The 18,629-nt window shown below is 47.0% G+C and carries 15 protein-coding genes; 7 read left to right on the top strand and 8 right to left on the bottom strand.

Going from position 1 to position 18,629, the window contains the following annotated elements; translation table 11 throughout:
- Nucleotides 1–403: 403 nt before the first annotated feature.
- Entirely contained in the window at nucleotides 404–1,609 is a 1,206-nt protein-coding gene (locus QUB14_RS22095; protein ID WP_333219263.1) for a 4-hydroxy-3-methylbut-2-enyl diphosphate reductase, read from the bottom strand.
- Between the two features lie 329 nt (nucleotides 1,610–1,938).
- Here QUB14_RS22095 and QUB14_RS22090 point away from each other — a divergent pair, with 329 nt between their 5' ends.
- The gene (locus QUB14_RS22090; RefSeq protein ID WP_333219261.1) at nucleotides 1,939–2,328 is read left to right on the top strand and encodes a GxxExxY protein; all 390 of its coding nucleotides are present in this window, start codon (nucleotides 1,939–1,941) and stop codon (nucleotides 2,326–2,328) included.
- A 127-nt stretch (nucleotides 2,329–2,455) separates the two neighbouring features.
- On the opposite strand, the gene QUB14_RS22085 is transcribed toward QUB14_RS22090, so the two are convergent.
- Both QUB14_RS22085 and QUB14_RS22080 read right to left on the bottom strand, forming a co-directional pair.
- A complete protein-coding gene (locus QUB14_RS22085; protein WP_333219259.1) occupies nucleotides 2,456–3,895 on the bottom strand; it encodes an ammonium transporter in 1,440 nt (479 codons plus the stop codon).
- Nucleotides 3,896–4,368: 473 nt separating this feature from the next.
- Nucleotides 4,369–5,280, bottom strand: coding sequence for an SGNH/GDSL hydrolase family protein (locus QUB14_RS22080; protein WP_333219257.1), 912 nt, complete (start codon nucleotides 5,278–5,280; stop codon nucleotides 4,369–4,371).
- A 282-nt stretch (nucleotides 5,281–5,562) separates the two neighbouring features.
- Between QUB14_RS22080 and QUB14_RS22075 the strand changes: the two genes are divergently transcribed.
- Nucleotides 5,563–6,165, top strand: coding sequence for an IS607 family transposase (locus tag QUB14_RS22075; protein WP_333219255.1), 603 nt, complete (start codon nucleotides 5,563–5,565; stop codon nucleotides 6,163–6,165).
- A gap of 422 nt (nucleotides 6,166–6,587) precedes the next feature.
- Here the strand turns inward: QUB14_RS22075 and QUB14_RS22070 are convergent, their stop codons facing one another.
- Nucleotides 6,588–8,189: an ammonium transporter gene (locus tag QUB14_RS22070; protein ID WP_333219253.1), complete on the bottom strand. Its 1,602-nt coding sequence runs from the start codon at nucleotides 8,187–8,189 to the stop codon at nucleotides 6,588–6,590.
- An 83-nt stretch (nucleotides 8,190–8,272) separates the two neighbouring features.
- Entirely contained in the window at nucleotides 8,273–8,794 is a 522-nt protein-coding gene (gene purE / locus QUB14_RS22065) for a 5-(carboxyamino)imidazole ribonucleotide mutase (protein ID WP_333219251.1), read from the bottom strand.
- Between the two features lie 234 nt (nucleotides 8,795–9,028).
- Here purE and nagA point away from each other — a divergent pair, with 234 nt between their 5' ends.
- The 3 genes from nagA to QUB14_RS22050 all read left to right on the top strand — a co-directional run bounded on the left by nagA (nucleotide 9,029) and on the right by QUB14_RS22050 (nucleotide 11,761).
- Nucleotides 9,029–10,258 (top strand): N-acetylglucosamine-6-phosphate deacetylase, encoded by a 1,230-nt coding sequence (nagA, locus tag QUB14_RS22060; RefSeq protein WP_333219249.1) that lies wholly within the window; start codon nucleotides 9,029–9,031, stop codon nucleotides 10,256–10,258.
- A gap of 208 nt (nucleotides 10,259–10,466) precedes the next feature.
- Nucleotides 10,467–11,153, top strand: coding sequence for a magnesium protoporphyrin IX methyltransferase (gene bchM / locus QUB14_RS22055; protein ID WP_190661485.1), 687 nt, complete (start codon nucleotides 10,467–10,469; stop codon nucleotides 11,151–11,153).
- A 215-nt stretch (nucleotides 11,154–11,368) separates the two neighbouring features.
- Nucleotides 11,369–11,761, top strand: a complete 393-nt coding sequence (locus QUB14_RS22050) for a DUF423 domain-containing protein (RefSeq protein ID WP_190661484.1) — start codon at nucleotides 11,369–11,371, stop codon at nucleotides 11,759–11,761.
- A 54-nt stretch (nucleotides 11,762–11,815) separates the two neighbouring features.
- On the opposite strand, the gene QUB14_RS22045 is transcribed toward QUB14_RS22050, so the two are convergent.
- Nucleotides 11,816–12,910: a hypothetical protein gene (locus tag QUB14_RS22045; protein WP_333219247.1), complete on the bottom strand. Its 1,095-nt coding sequence runs from the start codon at nucleotides 12,908–12,910 to the stop codon at nucleotides 11,816–11,818.
- An 884-nt stretch (nucleotides 12,911–13,794) separates the two neighbouring features.
- Here QUB14_RS22045 and QUB14_RS22040 point away from each other — a divergent pair.
- Nucleotides 13,795–15,228, top strand: a complete 1,434-nt coding sequence (locus QUB14_RS22040) for a phosphoglucomutase/phosphomannomutase family protein (RefSeq protein ID WP_333219245.1) — start codon at nucleotides 13,795–13,797, stop codon at nucleotides 15,226–15,228.
- 368 nt (nucleotides 15,229–15,596) lie between these two features.
- Nucleotides 15,597–15,872: a LapA family protein gene (locus QUB14_RS22035; RefSeq protein ID WP_333219243.1), complete on the top strand. Its 276-nt coding sequence runs from the start codon at nucleotides 15,597–15,599 to the stop codon at nucleotides 15,870–15,872.
- Nucleotides 15,873–15,886: 14 nt separating this feature from the next.
- Here the strand turns inward: QUB14_RS22035 and QUB14_RS22030 are convergent, their stop codons facing one another.
- The gene (locus QUB14_RS22030; RefSeq protein WP_333219241.1) at nucleotides 15,887–16,879 is read right to left on the bottom strand and encodes a hypothetical protein; all 993 of its coding nucleotides are present in this window, start codon (nucleotides 16,877–16,879) and stop codon (nucleotides 15,887–15,889) included.
- 154 nt (nucleotides 16,880–17,033) lie between these two features.
- On the bottom strand, nucleotides 17,034–18,089 hold the full coding sequence (locus QUB14_RS22025) for a hypothetical protein (protein WP_333219239.1): 1,056 nt from the start codon (nucleotides 18,087–18,089) through the stop codon (nucleotides 17,034–17,036).
- Between the last annotated feature and the right edge of the window lie 540 nt (nucleotides 18,090–18,629).

Raw genomic sequence — 18,629 nt, 5'->3', positions numbered from 1 at the left:
TCTTGCACTTTATTCTCGCTCGCGCGCTCGAAACCTTTCGCGACGCAATATGCACTCGATTATTCAGCAAGCCCTAAATAATACCTTGTCAAGCCAGCCGCGTCAAGCTTTTTACCCAAAAAAAAAGGCAAATTTTTAATATTTTATTTAAAAAATAATTTGTTGGACGCAGGGGAGAAATTCACAGGAACGATGGCGCGGGTGAATAGTATCAGAAATGCGAGCAATCGGGTAACTGGGGAGAATTAATGGGTTGAAATTAGTTGAATCTCAAATCCGGTTCTATCGGAATTATATTCTCTTGGCTTACGTGAGAGCGATCGAGCGATGCCACAAGCGAGGAATCACGCAAGTGCTGCACTGAGAAAATTATGATTCCCAGTGCAGTGCAGAAACAATATAATTAGACAACCGCAGCGGCTTTCATCGCCAAAATTCGATCGATGGCATCCTCAACCACCTTATCAGGCGTAGAAGCACCAGAAGTCACGCCGACTACAATTTTACCATCCGGTAGCCAACCTTCGGTTACGATCAAATCTGCCCCCAAAGGCTTGTGTTCGATCCGATTTCCGGGTAAAATGCGCTCCGCACAATCAATGTGATAAGAAGGAACAGTTTTGTCGATCGCAATTTCCTGCAAATGCGTAGTATTAGAAGAATTAAAACCCCCAATCACCAGCATCAAATCCAACTTTTCCTCAACCAAACTCAACATAGCATCTTGCCGTTCCTGAGTCGCATCGCAGATAGTATTAAAACTCTGAAAATGGTCGTTCAAATTTTCAGGTCCAAACTTCCGCATCATCGTTTTTTCAAATAACTTACCAATGTTCTCTGTCTCAGTTTTGAGCATAGTAGTTTGGTTAGCAATACCAACACTTTCCAAATCCACATCTGGGTCAAAACCAGCAGAATAAGCCTTGCTAAATTTAGCAAGAAACTCATCGCGGTCGCCCCCATGCAAGATATAATTGCTGACATATTCAGCTTCCTGGAAATTCAATACAATCAAATACTTATCAGCAAAAGAACTCGTAGCAACAGTTTCCTCATGCTTGTATTGACCGTGAATAATCGAAGTATAATTCCTCTTTTTGTGCTTTTCAACAGTATTCCAAACCTTAGAAACCCAAGGACAAGTAGTATCAACAATCTTGCAGCCCTTATCATTAAGCAACTGCATTTCTTGCACGCTTGCTCCAAAAGCTGGTAAAATTACCACATCGCCGCTATCGACAACCGAAAAATCTTTCTGTCCCTTCTCAACAGAAATAAAACCAACTTCCATATCCCGCAAATGCTGATTTACAGACGGATTGTGAATAATCTCATTAGTAATCCAAATCCGTTCTGACGGGAAATGTTGGCGAGTCTCGTAAGCAATAGCTACAGCGCGTTCCACCCCCCAGCAAAAGCCAAAAGCCTCAGCCAGCCGGATCGTAACTGCGCCGCGTTCTAGCCTGTAATTATTGTCGCGAATTTGCTGGATCAGACTGCTTTGATAAGCTGTCTGCATCACGCCAGCTACCTCAGCTTCGTGTCCGAAACCTTTGCGGTGGTAGTTTTCAGACTGTTGGAGCGATCGTTTAAAAGCTTTAGTATCCATGCGGTATCGAGTTGAAATCTAGGTTAATTACCTTTGATTTTAGAATGCCTGGGGTGCGATCGCGATTATTGGCTCAGTAGGGAAGAGGGGATATGCTATTTATACGATCGACACATGATATCAAATCCGTTAGCATCGGAATAGTAAATTCGAGTTCACTGTTGACGGTTGACTGTTCACGGCCTCAACAGTCAACAGTCAACAGTCAACCGTCAACATCATTCCGGTGTAACCGGAAATGATATGAGAGGGAAGAAGGAATGAACCGCGAAGACGCGTTCGGCGAAGCCGTTCCCGTAGGGTAGAACGCGAAGGAAGAAGAAAGAAGAATGAGACAATTGGGCGAACAGGTAGAACAGTTGGCTTATAGAGTGATTGGGGCGGCTATTGAGGTGCATCGGCTTTTGGGGCCAGGATTTTTAGAATCAGTGTATCAGGAATCCTTAGAAGTTGAATTTCGGATGCGGGGGATACCTTGTCAGCCTAAAAAGCCAGTAGCAATCACCTACAAAGGTCATCAAGTCGGCGAAGGTCAATTAGACTTTATGGTTGGCGATATCCTCATTGTCGAACTAAAAGCTGTAGAAAAGCTAGCTCCCATCCACGAAGCCCAAGTTATCTCTTATCTTAAAATGACCAAAAACAGCTTGGGCCTTCTGATCAACTTCAACGTTCCCATCCTCAAAGAAGGCATCAAACGAATCATACTTTCATCTTAACCCTTCTTCCTCTTCCTTCTTCGCGCTCTTCGCGCCTTCGCGGTTCGTTAAAAAAAAAACTTAAAAAAAGCCGAGAGACCCAGATAGCTGAGTCTCTGCACGATCGAACTCCCACAAAAAATCAGCTTCAAATCTTCTTTGGCGCAAAAGGAGAACTCGATTCAAACGAACTGAAACCGCCGGCAAAATCCTCACCGTAAGCTTCTTCCCCGTGCTCGCCGATATCCAAACCTTGGTCTTCAGCAGATGAGGGCACTCGCAGTTCCATAAACTGCCCCAAAATTTTCAGGATCACAAAAGTGCCCACAGCCGCAAACACGTAAGTAGCTAGAACGCCTACAAACTGGGTGACGATTAGCCCCGGATTCCCCGCAAACAGCCCGTCATTTCCGAGATCGTTAACGGCTTTAGTCGCAAACACACCTGTCAGAAGCGCGCCCACAGTTCCGCCGACGCCGTGAATCGGGAAGGTATCCAAAGAGTCGTCAAATCCCAGCTTAGCCCGGAAACTAACGGCAAAGAAGCAGCAAACCGAAGTGATCGATCCGATCAAAAGCGCTCCCACTGGAAGCACGAATCCAGCCGCAGGTGTGATTCCCACCAATCCCGCGAGGAAACCGCTAGCAATTCCCACTGCTGTCGGTTTGCCTCTGAGCACCCATTCCACAATTGTCCAAGTTAAACCGCCGGCTGCTGCAGAAATCATCGTGGTGACAAAAGCCACTGTTGCTAAAGAACCAGAACTCAAAGCACTACCGCCGTTGAAGCCAAACCAGCCAAACCACAGCATCCCAATTCCCAGCAAGACGTAGGGTACGTTGTGGGGGGTGTGGGGCTTGTTCAAGTGGTCTTTGCGGGGCCCGATCATCCAAGCTGCGACAACCGCAGAAACGCCGGAACTAATGTGCACGACTGTGCCCCCGGCAAAGTCCAGAGATCCGATCGCCTGCAGCCAGCCTCTACCCCAAACCCAGTGGGCTAAAGGAGAGTAGATGAAGGTAGACCACAGCAGCACGAACCAGAAATAGGTTTTAAATGTTACCCGTTCGACTATCGCCCCGGAAATCAAGGCTGGAGTGATGATGGCGAACATCATCTGGTACACCATGAAGACTTGGTGGGGTATTGTCGGTGCGTAGCCGATCGGATCTGGTGTGTTCGCCGTGACGTTGTTCAAGAACATCCAGTCCAAGCCGCCGATGAAGGTTTCGAGTCCTTGGCCAAACCCTTTATCATTGAGGTTGCTGCGGGTGACATCAAAAGCCAAACTGTAGCCCCACAGCGTCCAGGTGACGCCGATCACTCCCATCATGACTAAGCTCATCATCATGGTGTTGAGGACGTTGCGCGATCGCACCAGTCCCCCGTAGAAAAAGGCCAGCCCCGGTGTCATTAGCAATACCAGTGCTGAGGAGATCAACATCCAGGCCGTATCGCCGGGGTCGATAGGATTGGCCGCCACCGCAGCAGCGGCACCAGCAGCATCTTGAGCTAAGGCATTGTCCGTCAGCGGCACGCTTAACAGCCATAGTGCCAGGATGCCGATCGTTAAACTTTTTTTGATCACGTTAGTTGTACCTTTTCATACTCAGCAATTTTCAGGGAAGACCGAGCCGATTTTAGATGTGAGGATTTTAGATGCAATAGTTATTTGGTTTTAAGTCCCTGTTTTAGCGGAACAAATCTTCAATAGATAATTCCCCAATCCTCAACCGTCCGACTTCGTATAGCCGGAATCATCTAAATTCGTCAACTATCAATCCAACGATCTGTGCCTTTTGGATTGCACCATTTGTACACACAGTTATTCTGTATCACCCTATACTAAAGATCTAAGGATCATATTTCTTAATCTATCCGTCGCTACTTGACATAGCCCGTGACAGCAGAATATTCGGGGAGGGCTAGTAGAGGATAGGGGGAGAGTTTTGAGTTGGGGAGAGTGGGAGGATGAGGGGGGGAGAGTTGGGGACAATATGACTTCATCCTCGATCTTTCTAACGGATGAAGGACTAATAACTAATAACTAATGACTGATGACTAATCTTTCAACTGCATCTGACTGAACAGTTGCAGGGCCGATCGCCAAACCAGATAACCTTGATCGTTAAGGTGTAAGCCGTCTGTGCTGAGTTCAGTTGGCAAATTGCCGTCAGTATCCGCAAACAGCGGGTACAAATCCAGATACAAAACATTTTCAGAACTAGCAATCTCTTTGAGCCGCCGATTTATTGCCCGAATCCGACTGTTAGGAATCGCCAACAGCCGATCGCGATTTTCCCAAGTAGCTTGTTCCCCGCTGTGCGGCAAAATCGACTGCACAACCACTTCTGCTTTGGGGTGAGCCCAGCGCAAATCGCGAATAATCTGCCGCTGGTTGTCCAAAATCCCTTCGTCGCTGGCCCCCCGCAACAAATCGTTAATCCCGATCATCACAAACACAGTATCCGGCACAGTTCGATCGAACAACTGCAACCGCTTCAGCAAACCCACGGAAGTCTCCCCGGAAATCCCTTGATTCAGCCAAAATCGATCGACCGGTAACAGCTTCGTCGGAAACCACATACTCAGAGAATCCCCAGCCAAAACACTCAGCCTTGAGGGTCGATTCGCCGCCGCCGCCTCAGCTTCGCGACCCAACTGCGTCACCCACTGCTGGTAAGTCCATTTATGTCGCGGTCCTGGAACAGGCACGTCTAGTACTGGGTTTGCAGAGCTCACCGGTTGGTCAATTTGTTCCTGGGCGCCTTCTGCCGTCACCGCATCATTCGCCTGGAAGCTTTCTGTCAAGTTCTGTCCCCCCAGGAGTAGTTGAGCAAGTGTGAATATCAGTACCCCGTTCGTCACCAAAGATAGCAAAGCCCAAACCGGAACAGCTTTCGATCGGCTAACTTCCATCCCTAAGAGGGATTTATGAGTTCTACTTCTGCTACCTCCTCCAAACTTCTCCATAAACTCAAGCTATTTGCAGGCCTCACACCGAATAATTTGCACTGATTGCTGCATCAAATTTTACCGCTCAATTAAAGCCTCAATTCTTGTAAGAATCAAGCACTGTGCTGTGTTGGGCAAGGGCGGCGATGCAGAACTTTGCTTTTTCGCACTACTTTACCATAAAAAATCTGCCTGCCAAACTTTCTTGCACGGCAATCGGATTTGTCCAAGCTGCAGGACTGCACAAAAATATATCTAAAAGTGATCGAACTTACTCAGTTCTGATGCTAAAATCCAAAAATGAAAAAATTAACTATAACTGAAGCCGCCAAAATTAAAGGTGTGAGCGCTTCCACGTTACGCAGGTGGGAAGCCGAAGGCAAGCTAATACCGGAACGCACCGCTAACGGTCACAGACGGTATGACCTAGCTCATCTTCTCGGCTTAAAACCCAACGGCGCTTTAACCATAGCTTACGCTCGGGTTAGCAGCCACGACCAAAAAGATGATTTAGACAGACAAAAACAAGTTTTGGAATTGTTTTGTGCATCTCACGGCTGGCAATTCCAAATCATTGATGATGTGGGTTCTGGGGTTAATTACAGTAAGCGGGGTTTACAACATCTAATTAGGGCGATCGCAGACAATCAAGTAGAAAGGCTGGTATTAACTCACAAAGACAGACTGCTGAGATTTGGTTCTGAACTAATTTTTAATTTGTGCGAACACTTTGGGACAGAGGTAGTGATTGTAAATCAAACCGAAAATGCTAGCTGTGACGAGGATTTAGCTAAAGATATACTAGAAATAATCACTGTTGTCTCCGCCCGCCTAGATGGCAGCAGGAATCCCAAGAACAAGCGCATCGTTGAAGAACTTAAAGCAATTGGCGGTAAACTCTAATCAATACACCAGTTTACAAAGCTCGTCAGTTACAGATTCTCTATTCCCCATTACCAATTACCGGCGCACATCTCATGCAATCGGAAACTACTATATGTAAGGCGTTGCATAATAGCGGCATGATTTTGATTTTTTTTGTGGGAGGGGCCCCTGATCCCGAAGGCGTGTATTTTCACAGCAGGCGGGACACCCCACCATAATCATCCTCAAATTGTGCAACGCCATATGTCAGCCCTTAAAGGTCAACTAAAAATAAAATTATGCCCGCGTTCGCATCGAAGATTCAAACGCGAGCACAACGATAGACAGCCATATGTTGGGGGCTATTTCAGATGGTGGTTTTTCTGAATAAAAGCGTGAATTAGCTGATAAATAGCTAATGTAGGATACGAAAGCTGAATTGGTCGATCTCTTCGCACGCTCTACAGTTTTGTAGTCCTACCCCCAGAACCCCCAGCATAACCGCCGTAGCCACCCTCAATTCTGTTGTCCAAGCTAGTTTCCTTAACAAACCCGGTGTAAGCTTCCATCCCGTGTTCGCCGATATCCAAACCTTCAGCCTCCTCTACAGCAGAAACGCGGATACCCAGCAAAGCTTTGAGTGCGGCCCAAAAAATCGTACTCAGCAGCACGGTCATCCCGCCTACAGAGATAATGCCGACCAACTGCGCCCCGAGTTGACCGAAACCTCCGCCCACAAGCAATCCGGCTGCCGGGCCTGTGGTATAAAGTCCAGTTGTAGGCCCGTCAGCAAACAAGCCAACTGCCAGAGTTCCCCAGATGCCGCAGACTAAGTGAACTGAAGTTGCGCCTACAGGGTCGTCAATTTTCAAGTTGTCGAAGAAAGTTACTGCGAAAACTACCAGGATACCGGCTATCGTGCCGATAATGGCCGAGTTGGGGATGTTGATCCAAGCGCAGCTCGCTGTTACCCCGACTAAGCCTGCGAGGATGCCGTTGATAATCATCGAAAGGTCGGGTTTGCCCAGGTACAGCCAAGCTGTAATCGTTGCAGCAACTCCCCCAAAGGCACCGGCGGTGTTGGTGGTGAGCGCAATATGAGCAATCGCATTTGGATCGAGTGCCATTGTCGAACCGGGATTAAACCCGAACCAACCCAACCACAAAATCAAACAGCCCAGGGTAGCAATGCTCATATTGTGTCCCGGCATCGCCACAGTATCGCCGTCGCGGTACTTGCCGATCCGCGGCCCCAAAAATGCCGCTCCCATCAAAGCAGCCCAACCGCCTACCGAGTGAATCACTGTCGAACCGGCAAAATCGTAGAAGCCTGCTTTTGCCAGCCAGCCGCCGCCCCAAATCCAGTGTCCGGTAATGGGGTAAGCAATTCCTACTAGCAGCAAGCTGAAAATTAAGAAGTCAATGAATTTAACTCGCTCTGCAACTGCTCCAGAAACGATCGTGGCAGCAGTTCCCGCAAAAACTAATTGGAAAAAGAATTTAGCGTTAAGAGGCACTCCCGTCCAGTTTAATGCGCTGAAAATGCCTTGATAAGCGTCTCCTGTAGCGGGGCTGTTGTCGGCTACATTCCAGAGAAAAAATCCGCCGCTGGTGCCGATAAAACCGTTACCGTTGCTGAACATTAATGCAAAGCCGATCGCCCAATATGCGATCGTAGAAAGCGCAAAAACAATCAAGTTTTTTGACAGCACGTTAACCGCATTTTTCTGACGGCAAAAACCGGTTTCCAACATACAGAAACCGGCGTTCATAAAGAACACTAGCATCGCCGCTACCATGACCCACATGGTATCCATGCCCACCTTAAGGCTGGCTAATTGTTCCTCGGTGGTTGGCGCGGGAGCTGTTTGGGCTACCGCCGCATATCCCCATACCAAGACGATGATTGCAGCTAAAGGTATGCAGGCTTGCCAACTTGGAGTGAGGCGGGCGATCGTCCTTTGTAATTTCTTGAACCTGTTAACTTTGGTCAAAAAGTTAGCTGCTGGCAAATTTAAAGCATCCCGCCTGAGTTGTTTCGACTTTTTCTTTCCGACAGTCATTTTAATCACTTTTACCCTCTTTACGGCTAGTAAGCTCAGCAATATTCGGAAAACTTTCCAATCTTACTACAAAAGTTTATGGATTATTTGTTGAGATTGAGATAGTTATGATAGCCTAGCTCTTCTAATTGATTTTGTTTTTTCAGTACAGATTCGGACAAATTTTTGCGGTAATGCAAGACTCGCTCTAGCAGTTCCGGCTGATGAGCTGCCAGTATCTGAACTGCCAGCAAGCCAGCATTTTTAGCGTTGCCGATCCCCACTGTGGCTACGGGTATCCCCCCTGGCATTTGCACGATCGAGTACAGCGAATCTACCCCTTGCAGGTGGCGGCTGGGTACAGGCACGCCAATTACTGGCAAGGGCGTTAAAGATGCTACCATACCCGGGAGGTGCGCCGCTCCCCCGGCTCCTGCGATAATGACTTTCAAGCCTCGTTGGTGCGCGGTTTGGGCGTATTCCACCATGCGCTCGGGGGTACGGTGCGCCGAGACGATCGCCACGGAGCAAGCAACACTGAATTCTTCGCAAACTGCGATCGCATCTTTCATGGTTGGCAAATCCGAATCGCTACCCATGATAATTCCAACTGTCGCTTGATTCATAAAATTTTCAGATTTGAGATTTCAGATAAATGCTAATTTTAAATGATTGCGTTAACTCAAATTTAGATATTTTGTACCAAAACTGACCGTTAAAAGCAATTTTGCCACAAGCCCCCGTCTGAGCAGCCCTGGAGCCAGCCAAAAGCAAAAAGCTCCCCCTCCTCATCGCCAGCCACCGGATTTATCCGTAGCGAATATTAATTCTAAAATCTAAAATCTAAAATCTAAAATCGGATGACTGAAGCCACAACCCCAACTGCCGCCCGCACAGATATTCTCAATGTTCGCCTCCCCGGTTGCAAGGATTTGCAGATGCTTGCTGTTGACGAAATGGGCATCATTCAAGAAGTTTGCCCGATGGACGCCGTATTTAAACGGATTTGTCCTCCCGATTTGCAAGTGCTTGATGTAGCAGGCGATTGGCTTTCTCTAGGCGGTGTTGACTTGCAGATTAACGGCGCCCTAGGTTTTGCTTTTCCCGATTTAGAAAGCAAGCATATGGAAATGTTGCCGAAAATTTGTCAATTTTTGTGGAATCAGGGAGTCGATGCTTTTTTGCCGACTTTGGTGACAACTTCGCTGGATAAGTTTAGGCGATCGCTCTCGACTATAGCTGATTATATCCGCACTGTACAAACCGCTGCTCCGGCAACAATTAAGCCCAAAACAGCGGAAATTCTCGGTGTTCACCTCGAAGGCCCTTTTCTCAACCCCCAGAAGCGAGGAGCTCACCCAGTTGAGTTTTTATTACCGCTCACTATAGAAAATGTCAAGCAAGTTTTAGGAGATTGTGCCGATATTGTCAAAATAATTACTTTAGCGCCGGAGTTAGACAGCACTGGCGAAGTCATTTCCTATTTGCAAAGTTTGGGAATTTCCGTCAGTCTCGGACACTCCCAAGCGACTGCCGAGCAAGCGCAGCAAGCATTTGAGCGGGGAGCTTCAATGGTAACTCACGCTTTTAATGCGATGCCGAGTTTGCACCACCGAGAACCGGGTTTGTTGGGAGCGGCGATTGTTCATCCGGGCGTAAAATGCGGTTTAATTGCTGACGGCAAGCACGTTTCTCCGACAATGATTGATTTTTTTCTGCGCGCTGGTAGGTATGAAAAAGGCGTTTTTTTAGTGAGCGATGCTTTGGCTCCTTTGGGTTTGCCTGACGGTGTTTATCCTTGGGATTCCCGACAAATTGAAGTCAGAAAAGGTACGGCTTGGGTAAGATTAGATTACCATTCCCCGCTGGAATCTGCTACTTTGGCGGGTACAACTCTGCCGCTGTTGGCGGGAGTGCAGAATTTGGTGGAGTGGGGGATTTGCGATGCCGAAAGTGCGATCGCCCTGGCAACTGAATCTCCGAGAAGGGCGATCGGAATTTCGGGAATTATTGGCAAATCGGCAACTCAATTGTTGCGCTGGAATTTAAAGGCGGCGACAAAGGAATTGACTTGGCATCGACTCTTTTAGCCTGTTATACCCTTTTAGATTAAAGAATTGAAAAAGTGGGAATCGGCCAACTGGTATTACCCGATAGATTTTAGATTTTAGATGTGCCGTTTTCATCGAAAATCTAAAATCGCCAATCTAAAATCTGTTGTTGCAAGTTGCACATTTTCCGAACCGGATTGCTATATAATATCTAACCGTTGGCAATAACTCAGCAGCAGGCAGATCGATGAATTTGGTAGACGACAAGACTATAGTTAGACAGTATTTTAACTCGACGGGATTCGATCGCTGGCAGCGAATTTACGGCGAGGGCAAAGTCAATAAAGTTCAGCTAGACATCCGCACCGGCCACCAGCAAACGGTGGATACAGTCATCAAATGGCTGCAAGCTGACGGCAATTTGCCCGGGCTTTGTGTCTGCGATGCTGGCTGTGGTGTAGGCTCTCTGAGCATTCCTCTGGCTGACGCTGGGGCAATTGTTTGCGCTAGCGATATCTCTGAAAAGATGGTAGCAGAAGCTTACGATCGATCGACAGCAGTTCCCGGCAAGCTCTACAACATCTCCTTCGCCGCCCAAGATTTGGAAGCTTTAACCGGCAAATTCCACACAGTGATTTGTTTGGATGTGCTAATTCACTATCCTCAAAATAAGGCGGCAGAAATGATTGCTCACCTAAGTTCGATCGCCGAATCGCGACTAATTCTTAGTTTTGCACCCAAAACTTTAGCACTCACCGCCCTCAAAAAAATTGGTGAACTTTTCCCCGGCCCGAGCAAAACTACCCGAGCTTACCAGCACCGCGAAGCTGATATTATCAAAATCTTAGAAAGCAATGGTTTTGTTATTAACAGAACAGCGATGACTAGCACTAGCTTTTACTATTCTCGCTTGCTGGAAGCTGTGCGGAAATAGGTTAAAAATATCTGCAAAAAAGCTAATTTCTCCTCAGCCTAGGGTGCGCCCCGCGCACCTTCCCTTCCCAGAGTTAGGCTAGTGAACATCTCTAATATGCGATTGCTTCGCGGAGGCTAGCAATGACAAGTAAGCCACCCACCGCGCACATTCGATATCAACAATTAAATGTTTTTCCCTGCTCGTTCTTCCTTCTTCCCAATTCAATAAATATTATGTCTACGCTAATTTTAATTCGCATTTTTATAGCAGCGGCAGCCGTATTCGGAGGTTTATCGGTTGCAGGCGGTGCTTTCGCCTCCCACGCTTTGAAAAATCAATTGAGCGATCGAGCTTTAACCATTTTTGAGACCGGCGCCCGATATCAAATGTACCATGCCCTGGCTTTATTACTCGTCGCTTTACTCTTGAGCCGCGCCCAAGAGTCTCAAACATTTTTTGCAGTCGCTGGATGGGCTTTTATTGCGGGCACAATCATCTTTTCAGGCAGTTTGTACGCCCTGAGTTTGAGCGACATCAAATGGCTGGGTGCAATTACGCCACTGGGGGGAGTTGCTTTTATTGTTGGTTGGGGATGTTTGGCAGTCGCAGCTTTTAGTTTTAAATAGGCAATTGGTAAATTTGAGGCAATTCCCAATTCCCAATTCCCAATTTCCAATTATCTAATTTTCAAAAACATCGCTGGAAAACATCTCAGTCAGAGTACGCAAGTAAGGTACAAATACCGTTAAATCTTCAGCAGGAAGCCGCTCGCATATTTCCCAAAATAAAATCAGCAGCATATCCTGCACTAACTCCCAACTTACATGAAGTTTCGGGTACAACATCACGCAAATTGGAAACAATTCTTGCTGTACCGGGTGAATGCTACCTTCCAAAACGCACCAGCACAAATAGCTTTGAAAAATCTCGACATCCCGGATACCAGAAATTTTCACCTCGCGATCGCTCAAATACCCGCTGCTGCTGCGGTATCCTTGATGCTGGGAACTAGCTCGATCGTACACGGCACTGGCAATCTGAGTCGTGTGCTGCAACAAATGCTGAACGGCTAATAGAGCTCTTGAATTCGGGGGCTGATTCGCCGCAGCCTCGTTAATCTCTCCGTAGGGAATGTGCAGGTAGTCGTCTACAACTTTTAAGTAGGGCGCAAATTCCGCTCGCTCTGAGTCCGAAAGACATCCTAACAAGATTTTGCTAGTGTATTGAAACTCCATTGTCACAAATCCCAGCACTAACGGATCTGTCTCTGAGTATTTTCGCCTCACTTTGATAATATCTTTTCCCACCAGCACTGACAACCGGAAAACAGGTTCTCTATCCGCATAAGCGTCTATTGCTTTCTGATATAAGGTACGAGTGTCGGCGGAAATTTCTAAAGGATTAATTAAGCTCTTATCGATCCTGTGCCGCTCTATTTGTTTCCCTAAAAGAGCTTCTACTCTACTCCAAGCTATCTCGCTGGCTAAATTCAGGGTATCTGTCAATTTGTCAACTATTGGGGCTCTATTTCCCTCAAAATTAATTAAATCGAGGCTTGGGAGAATTTGGCGTGGCGCTTTCTTCTCTCGTGTCGCAACGGTACTGTAATATTTTTTTGCCCAGCTAACTGCGAAGGAAGAAACGCTGGCAGCTTTAGCTTTTGGGAGTTGGTCAGTGTCCAGTCGGGTAATACCTTGGGACGCCTGACTTGCGCCCTGTTGAAGTTTGTCTGCGGCTGGTAAAGATTTTGAAGATATTTGTGAAATACCCGTCATGATAAACCTCGTTTTTTTATTAAGTCGCACCCGATGGATTCCCCTAATTTTTAATGTTGTTAACTACAATTTTCTGCATTTGTACGCTGACAGTCATCAGCCATTACGCTTAAAGCTATAAGCCATTTGGCTCGACTGCCTGCATCTTTTATAAGCTGCACGTTAATAACGTTATTTATTGTGCGATCGATCACCATCACCCTGTGATCGCGACCCGAATCTATTTTTTTGACGTATAAAGAAGGCTGGAAATAAATTTAATTTGTCTTAAAAGCTGAAAATTAAAGTTAAGTCTGCTTTAAAAAAACTGCTGCTTGAAATACCTTATCTTTGTTTTGAAGCGCTTTGGTCGATCGCCCTAATCTCTTTAAGAAGCTAGGCTACAGCACGATCTAGGGGTAACTTTGGTTAATTTATTTCTATAGCTGAATTAGAAATGTATTTTTAGTCTGAGGATTGTTAGGAAACCATAACAAATTTAACTATCGGCTTTTCTAAATAAAAAATTAAATTTGAGATGAGAATCAGATTTATGTGCATTTAGTTAATACCATTGCCAGGACCCTTTTTTGCGATCGGTTTTTTAGCTTCCCCGTGAAGCGAAGCTATCCCGTAAGGAATCGCCCGCAATCGATCGTCGTCCATTCGATCGGCCAACTAACCTTCAAAATCGGAATTAGCGACTGAGTAGCCAGATCACTCCCACATTTTGCCAACTCTGAGTTTTTCGACTCCTCTCCCGGAGCCCGAAGCCTGTCTCTACAACGATAGGATGAGGTTGATGCGGGCGCCACGGGCGATCGATCCTCACAAACAGCACGACCAGTACGTCTTTAAGGCTATGGCTTCGGGTAGGATTAGTAGGACGAGAGGAAGTGGATAAAATGAGCGCTAGCAGCAATTCAACTGAAATTAAGTTCGGAACCGATGGGTGGCGAGGACTGATTGCCCATGACTTTACTTTTGCCAACGTGCGAAAAGTCACCCGGGCGATCGCCAGTTACCTAGAAACCGCTTACCCAAAAGACCGCCCAGTCCTAGTCTCCTACGATACCCGCTTTCTGGCAGACGAGTTCGCCCGCACGGCGGCTGAAGTATTGGCAGATTTGGGATGGACGGTGAAAGTGGTCGATCGAGATTGCCCCACACCAGTCATCGCCTACAGCGCCAAGCATCTCAACTCTGCAGGAGCCCTGATGTTCACGGCTTCGCACAATCCCGCACCTTACTGTGGCATCAAATACATCCCCGACTACGCGGGCCCGGCAACCCCGGAAATTACTGATACAATTGTGGCCAATATTGCTGGTGCTTCTGATGCCCCAGCCAAAGGCAGCCACAACGATAAAATCTCCAGTTTTGACCCGAAACCCGAATATCTGAAGTTTCTTTATACTTTGATCGATGTGGAGCGGATTCGCTCTGCTAAGTTGAAGGTGAAGTACGACGCTCTCTACTCGACTTCTCGCGGCTATCTCGACGGCGTTTTGGAACACTGCGGCTGCGATGTCGAAAGTTTTCACACCTACCGCGACGTGCTGTTTGGTGGCGGAATGCCCGAACCCAAGGGGGAACAGTTAGTTGAGTTGGTGGAAGCTGTTAAGAAGGATTCGGCGGATTTGGGTTTAGCTACCGATGGCGACAGCGATCGCTTTGGTATTGTTGACGAGTTGGGAAATGTCTTGACTCCAAATACTGTACTGTTGCTGCTGGCGCGTCACTTGGTTAAGAATAAAGGATTGACTGGGGCGATCGTCCGTACAGTCGCAACTACCCACTTGCTAGACAATTTGGCCGCCAAGTACGGTTTAACAATCTACGAAACCGCAGTCGGTTTTAAATACATCGGCGAAAAAATGCGCGAAACTGCGGTACTCATCGGTGGCGAAGAATCTGGCGGTTTGAGCGTTTTGGGTCACATTCCCGAAAAAGACGGGATTTTGGCTGATATGCTAGTTGCTGAGGCGATCGCCTATGAAGGCAAACCGCTTTCTCAGCTAGTCGAAGAAGCCATTAAAGAAGCCGACGGCCCCCTGTACAACAAACGTTTGGACTTGCACCTAGAAGAAGCTCACAAAGCAGCCGTTTTGGAATCTTTTACCAAGAATCCCCCCACAGAAGTAGCAGGTATCGGCGTTAAGGAAATCGGCCGCAAAGACGGAATTAAACTTTATCTTGAAGACGGTGGCTGGGTACTGCTGCGGCCTTCGGGAACCGAACCCTTGATGCGCGTTTACATGGAAACCAATTCTGTGGAAAAAGAAAGCCAAGTTGCCCAACACATGGAAAAGGTAATTTCCCAGTTAGAACCTGTTTAATTTTCTACCTATTCCAACGGGGGTTTTTCCCCTAGCGCTTGGGATTGTGAGGTGCGCTTGGCGCACCTTACCTATTTTTGATAACTCTGGCAAAGCCTCTGAACATTAATCATCGATACTGCTGGGCCAGTTATATATTTGCAATACACTTGGATTTGTTTAAGTTTGGGAAGTGTAAATTTATTTATGTTTGTTTAATTTTTAATTAATTAAAAAAAAATCTCTATTTTTTCCGTCTCTACTTGACTTTTCCCCTAATCTTATTGTATATTATTATATAATGGGGTGTTTGCAAAAATAAAAATTTTACACATATTTCAATTATAAAACAAGTATACAAGTTAAATTATTAGCCTGTCAACCCGTTTATGAAAACAATTCCTCTGCTCGCCATTAGTTTGTTAGTAGCAATTTTAGTAAGCGCGATCGGCATTATCTCAGTGCAAAACGCCGCCCCAGTATCCTTAAACTTTATCTTTTTTCAATCGATACAACTGCCCGTAGGAGTAGTATTGGCCATGAGCCTGAGTGCAGGACTGATCGGAGGTGCGCTACTGCAACCGCTGTGGAACCTTTCAGATTCCCAAAACTCACGTCCTAAATTTCAGGCAAATTCAGAAGAATCCGACACCGTACAATATTAAATAGATTTGATCCCTTAGAGGGAATATACCTGACCGTCAATCAGCAGCCGAGTAATTCCCTTAGCTCGCAAATAAGGCGCTGCTTTTTGCAGCATACTGCTGTCAGGAATCTTGAAAACCCTTTGATTGCGAGTAGCAAATCGGCGGGCCACTCGGTGATTGTCAAACACTGCCAGGGTTTTCTCGCGAATTTCCGCCGCCGGAATTTGACCCAGTTCGCCAAAAGCTTTTAGAGGTCTGGTGATTAACTCCGCTGCCCGATCGACCACCAAATAACAAATTTTGGGCAGAGATGCTTGGCTTAAAGGCAAAACTTGAATTAGTCCTGTACCCCGAAGCTCGATCAACTCGCCCGACGATAGTGAACCCAGGAGACTGCCTTCAAACAGAGAGTCTTCATCCTCTACATCTTCGTCGAAGTCGTCATCTAAATCGTCTTCATCCTCCTCATCATCCTCCTCATCCTCGTCGTCCTCGAAATCCCTAAAGTCTTCACCTGCCAGCAGCCCTTCTGCTGGCAGCATTGCCTTTAGTTCACCAGTCACAACAGCGCGGTGGCTGGGATCGGCAACATGGGCTGCTGGGGCATCTGGCACATCCGAAACATCCAACTCCGACTCTACATTCCCTCGAATTTCGAGTTCTGCAACTGGTTCGGGGACTGATTCAGAACGCTTTCGGATCGTCGGTCTCGAATGTGAGGCTGACGGCTGGACAGGGACTGGCTCCGACAGGGGGACAGCTACAGGATCGATTTCGCCATCTGCCGACGACTCAGTAGCCGCCTCTGTCGCTTCAGAAACACTGCTGCGATCGGACAAACGCTTTTGTTTTTGCTGCACTAGAAATTCGTATTCCGGCTCCGACAAAGCACCCTGAAGGATGCGCCTCACAGTCGAACTGCTCACTCCGTAGCGCTTTGCCAGAGTGATAGTATTCTCGTTTGACTGTCGGTACAGCCTGATGAGTTCGCGTTTGTCTGAATCGGAGAGTTTTGTAGGCGTCATGCCAAGTTTCCCAGCAAAAAGACGTGAAAAGACGCAGGCTAGTAGTCAGCGAACTGTGATTTTTCATTTTCAAGTACAAGCTCAGAGATGCCGACAAGGGCAAAAAAGCTTTCGCGTCCCCATCGCTTGCCACAGCAACCCCTATATCAAATCGCTAGGCTGCGCGACGACTGCGCCTGCTCTGACGAGAGCGGGTTGAGATGTCATGTTCCAAGATAGCTCCAATCCCAAACAGGATGGCACTGAAAACAAAAAAGACTTCCAGCAAACTGCCGCTTTGATAAGTACCCTCAGTCTGAGTATCGCGCCATTTAAAGTACATATCTGCGATGTAAAGCGAAAAAGTTGCAGCCGCAATCATTCTCCAAGATTGGGAAAAACGTCCTCCCCAAAACGCCAGCAGCAATGCAGTAGCAATAATCAGCAGAAAAACGTCCCCAACGATGTAAAACAAATTGATTGCATAGGCGTAAGGCGACAGTTGCTTGTCCAGTGCCATCACCCATCCGGGAGCTTTGATTTCTGCTTCTTCTTCTTCGGGTGCTGATGCAGCATCGGTCGCGGCTGCTTTTGCCTGTAACTTAGACGAATTTTCCAAAGCAGGCGCTCTTCCTGTGGCAGTGGTTGCTGGTTCAGATTCTGTCACTACTTCTTGAGTGGCTGCCGGAGCCATTCCTAGCTGGGTCCTCCAAGAGTCAGGTGCTGCAACCCAAATAGCTACAGCAATCCCGAAGGCTGCAATTCCCGCTAACAAAGCCCACTGCCAAATTTCTAGATTCAGCCGCTTGGAAGTCACAGCTACAACCATGCCTCCGATCAGTACCACATAGCTGCCCAGATAAAAGGCATCTGCTGGAGACACGTCCGGGTCTAACCCGAAATAGAGTTCCCAAATCCCGAACAGCACGCCGGCTATGAAATAGAACAGCATCCCCAGACCTATGCCCAGCCAGACGTTGCGCCCACTGACCATGTGGGGGCTTTGCCAGTTTCTAAAACAGACTAAAGCCGCTCCGAAGTATGCTCCGCATTCAAAAATATAAGTGCCGATCGAGTACCAAAGAGGTAAACCCTCTTCAGCAGAGAGGGGGACGCTGAACAGCAAAAAGAACAGCAGCGCCATGACAGCCCAGACAATGCCCGCAATCACTAGGGTCTGAGCTGACAGTAAAGATGAAGATGTAGATGACTTTTCTGAAGTGCTACTCATAGGGATTCCACGAGACCTAACTAGCGGTTGAACGCACCCCATCTCAATCTTTGATTGGAGATGAGGATTCTTTCGCCAAAAAACCTTAAAAAACCTCGATCTGACGCTTCCGGAATAACTGGCGTCCTCAGTGTGTCGTCGGGGCTTTTGCCCTCGTACACTCTAGAAAGACTAAGCAAGAATAATATCTATTTACTAATTCAATAAATTAGTCGTTAGTCGATCTTGTACCCGGAAATATAATGATAGAAATACGGTATATGTCTCCACCCTTAAGGTTTTTACAGTACCCAATCTATCTCTGAAATTCTACCATCAAAGGTTGAGGTATCTGTTTTTTTTGCTTTCACACTCCCCCACTCATATCAATAATTCTGGGTGGGGACTGCGATCGACACTGAGTTAAATTGCCAGACCATAGGTGGCATCCAAACTGAATCAACAATTTGGTCGATCAATACAAGTTGGCAATCCAACCTGTATATCCCCTACCCCCTACAGTGCAATTATCTAAGCTAAATTATCTCAGTCCAATTGTCT

This window comes from Microcoleus sp. B3-D2, from assembly GCF_036705345.1.
Taxonomy (GTDB): domain Bacteria; phylum Cyanobacteriota; class Cyanobacteriia; order Cyanobacteriales; family Microcoleaceae; genus Microcoleus.
Note: the sequence above shows the minus strand (reverse complement) of the source record. Positions and strands in the feature narration are given on the sequence as shown.

Excerpts from the sequence above, each read along its gene's own strand:
- QUB14_RS22095 (WP_333219263.1), bottom strand. The coding sequence starts at position 1,609 with ATGGATACTAAAGCTTTTAAACGATCGCTCCAACAGTCTGAAAACTAC.
- QUB14_RS22090 (WP_333219261.1), top strand. The coding sequence starts at position 1,939 with ATGAGACAATTGGGCGAACAGGTAGAACAGTTGGCTTATAGAGTGATT.
- QUB14_RS22080 (WP_333219257.1), bottom strand. The coding sequence starts at position 5,280 with ATGGAGAAGTTTGGAGGAGGTAGCAGAAGTAGAACTCATAAATCCCTC.
- QUB14_RS22075 (WP_333219255.1), top strand. The coding sequence starts at position 5,563 with ATGAAAAAATTAACTATAACTGAAGCCGCCAAAATTAAAGGTGTGAGC.
- QUB14_RS22070 (WP_333219253.1), bottom strand. The coding sequence starts at position 8,189 with ATGACTGTCGGAAAGAAAAAGTCGAAACAACTCAGGCGGGATGCTTTA.
- purE (WP_333219251.1), bottom strand. The coding sequence starts at position 8,794 with ATGAATCAAGCGACAGTTGGAATTATCATGGGTAGCGATTCGGATTTG.
- nagA (WP_333219249.1), top strand. The coding sequence starts at position 9,029 with ATGACTGAAGCCACAACCCCAACTGCCGCCCGCACAGATATTCTCAAT.
- bchM (WP_190661485.1), top strand. The coding sequence starts at position 10,467 with ATGAATTTGGTAGACGACAAGACTATAGTTAGACAGTATTTTAACTCG.
- QUB14_RS22050 (WP_190661484.1), top strand. The coding sequence starts at position 11,369 with ATGTCTACGCTAATTTTAATTCGCATTTTTATAGCAGCGGCAGCCGTA.
- QUB14_RS22045 (WP_333219247.1), bottom strand. The coding sequence starts at position 12,910 with ATGACGGGTATTTCACAAATATCTTCAAAATCTTTACCAGCCGCAGAC.
- QUB14_RS22040 (WP_333219245.1), top strand. The coding sequence starts at position 13,795 with ATGAGCGCTAGCAGCAATTCAACTGAAATTAAGTTCGGAACCGATGGG.
- QUB14_RS22035 (WP_333219243.1), top strand. The coding sequence starts at position 15,597 with ATGAAAACAATTCCTCTGCTCGCCATTAGTTTGTTAGTAGCAATTTTA.
- QUB14_RS22030 (WP_333219241.1), bottom strand. The coding sequence starts at position 16,879 with ATGACGCCTACAAAACTCTCCGATTCAGACAAACGCGAACTCATCAGG.
- QUB14_RS22025 (WP_333219239.1), bottom strand. The coding sequence starts at position 18,089 with ATGAGTAGCACTTCAGAAAAGTCATCTACATCTTCATCTTTACTGTCA.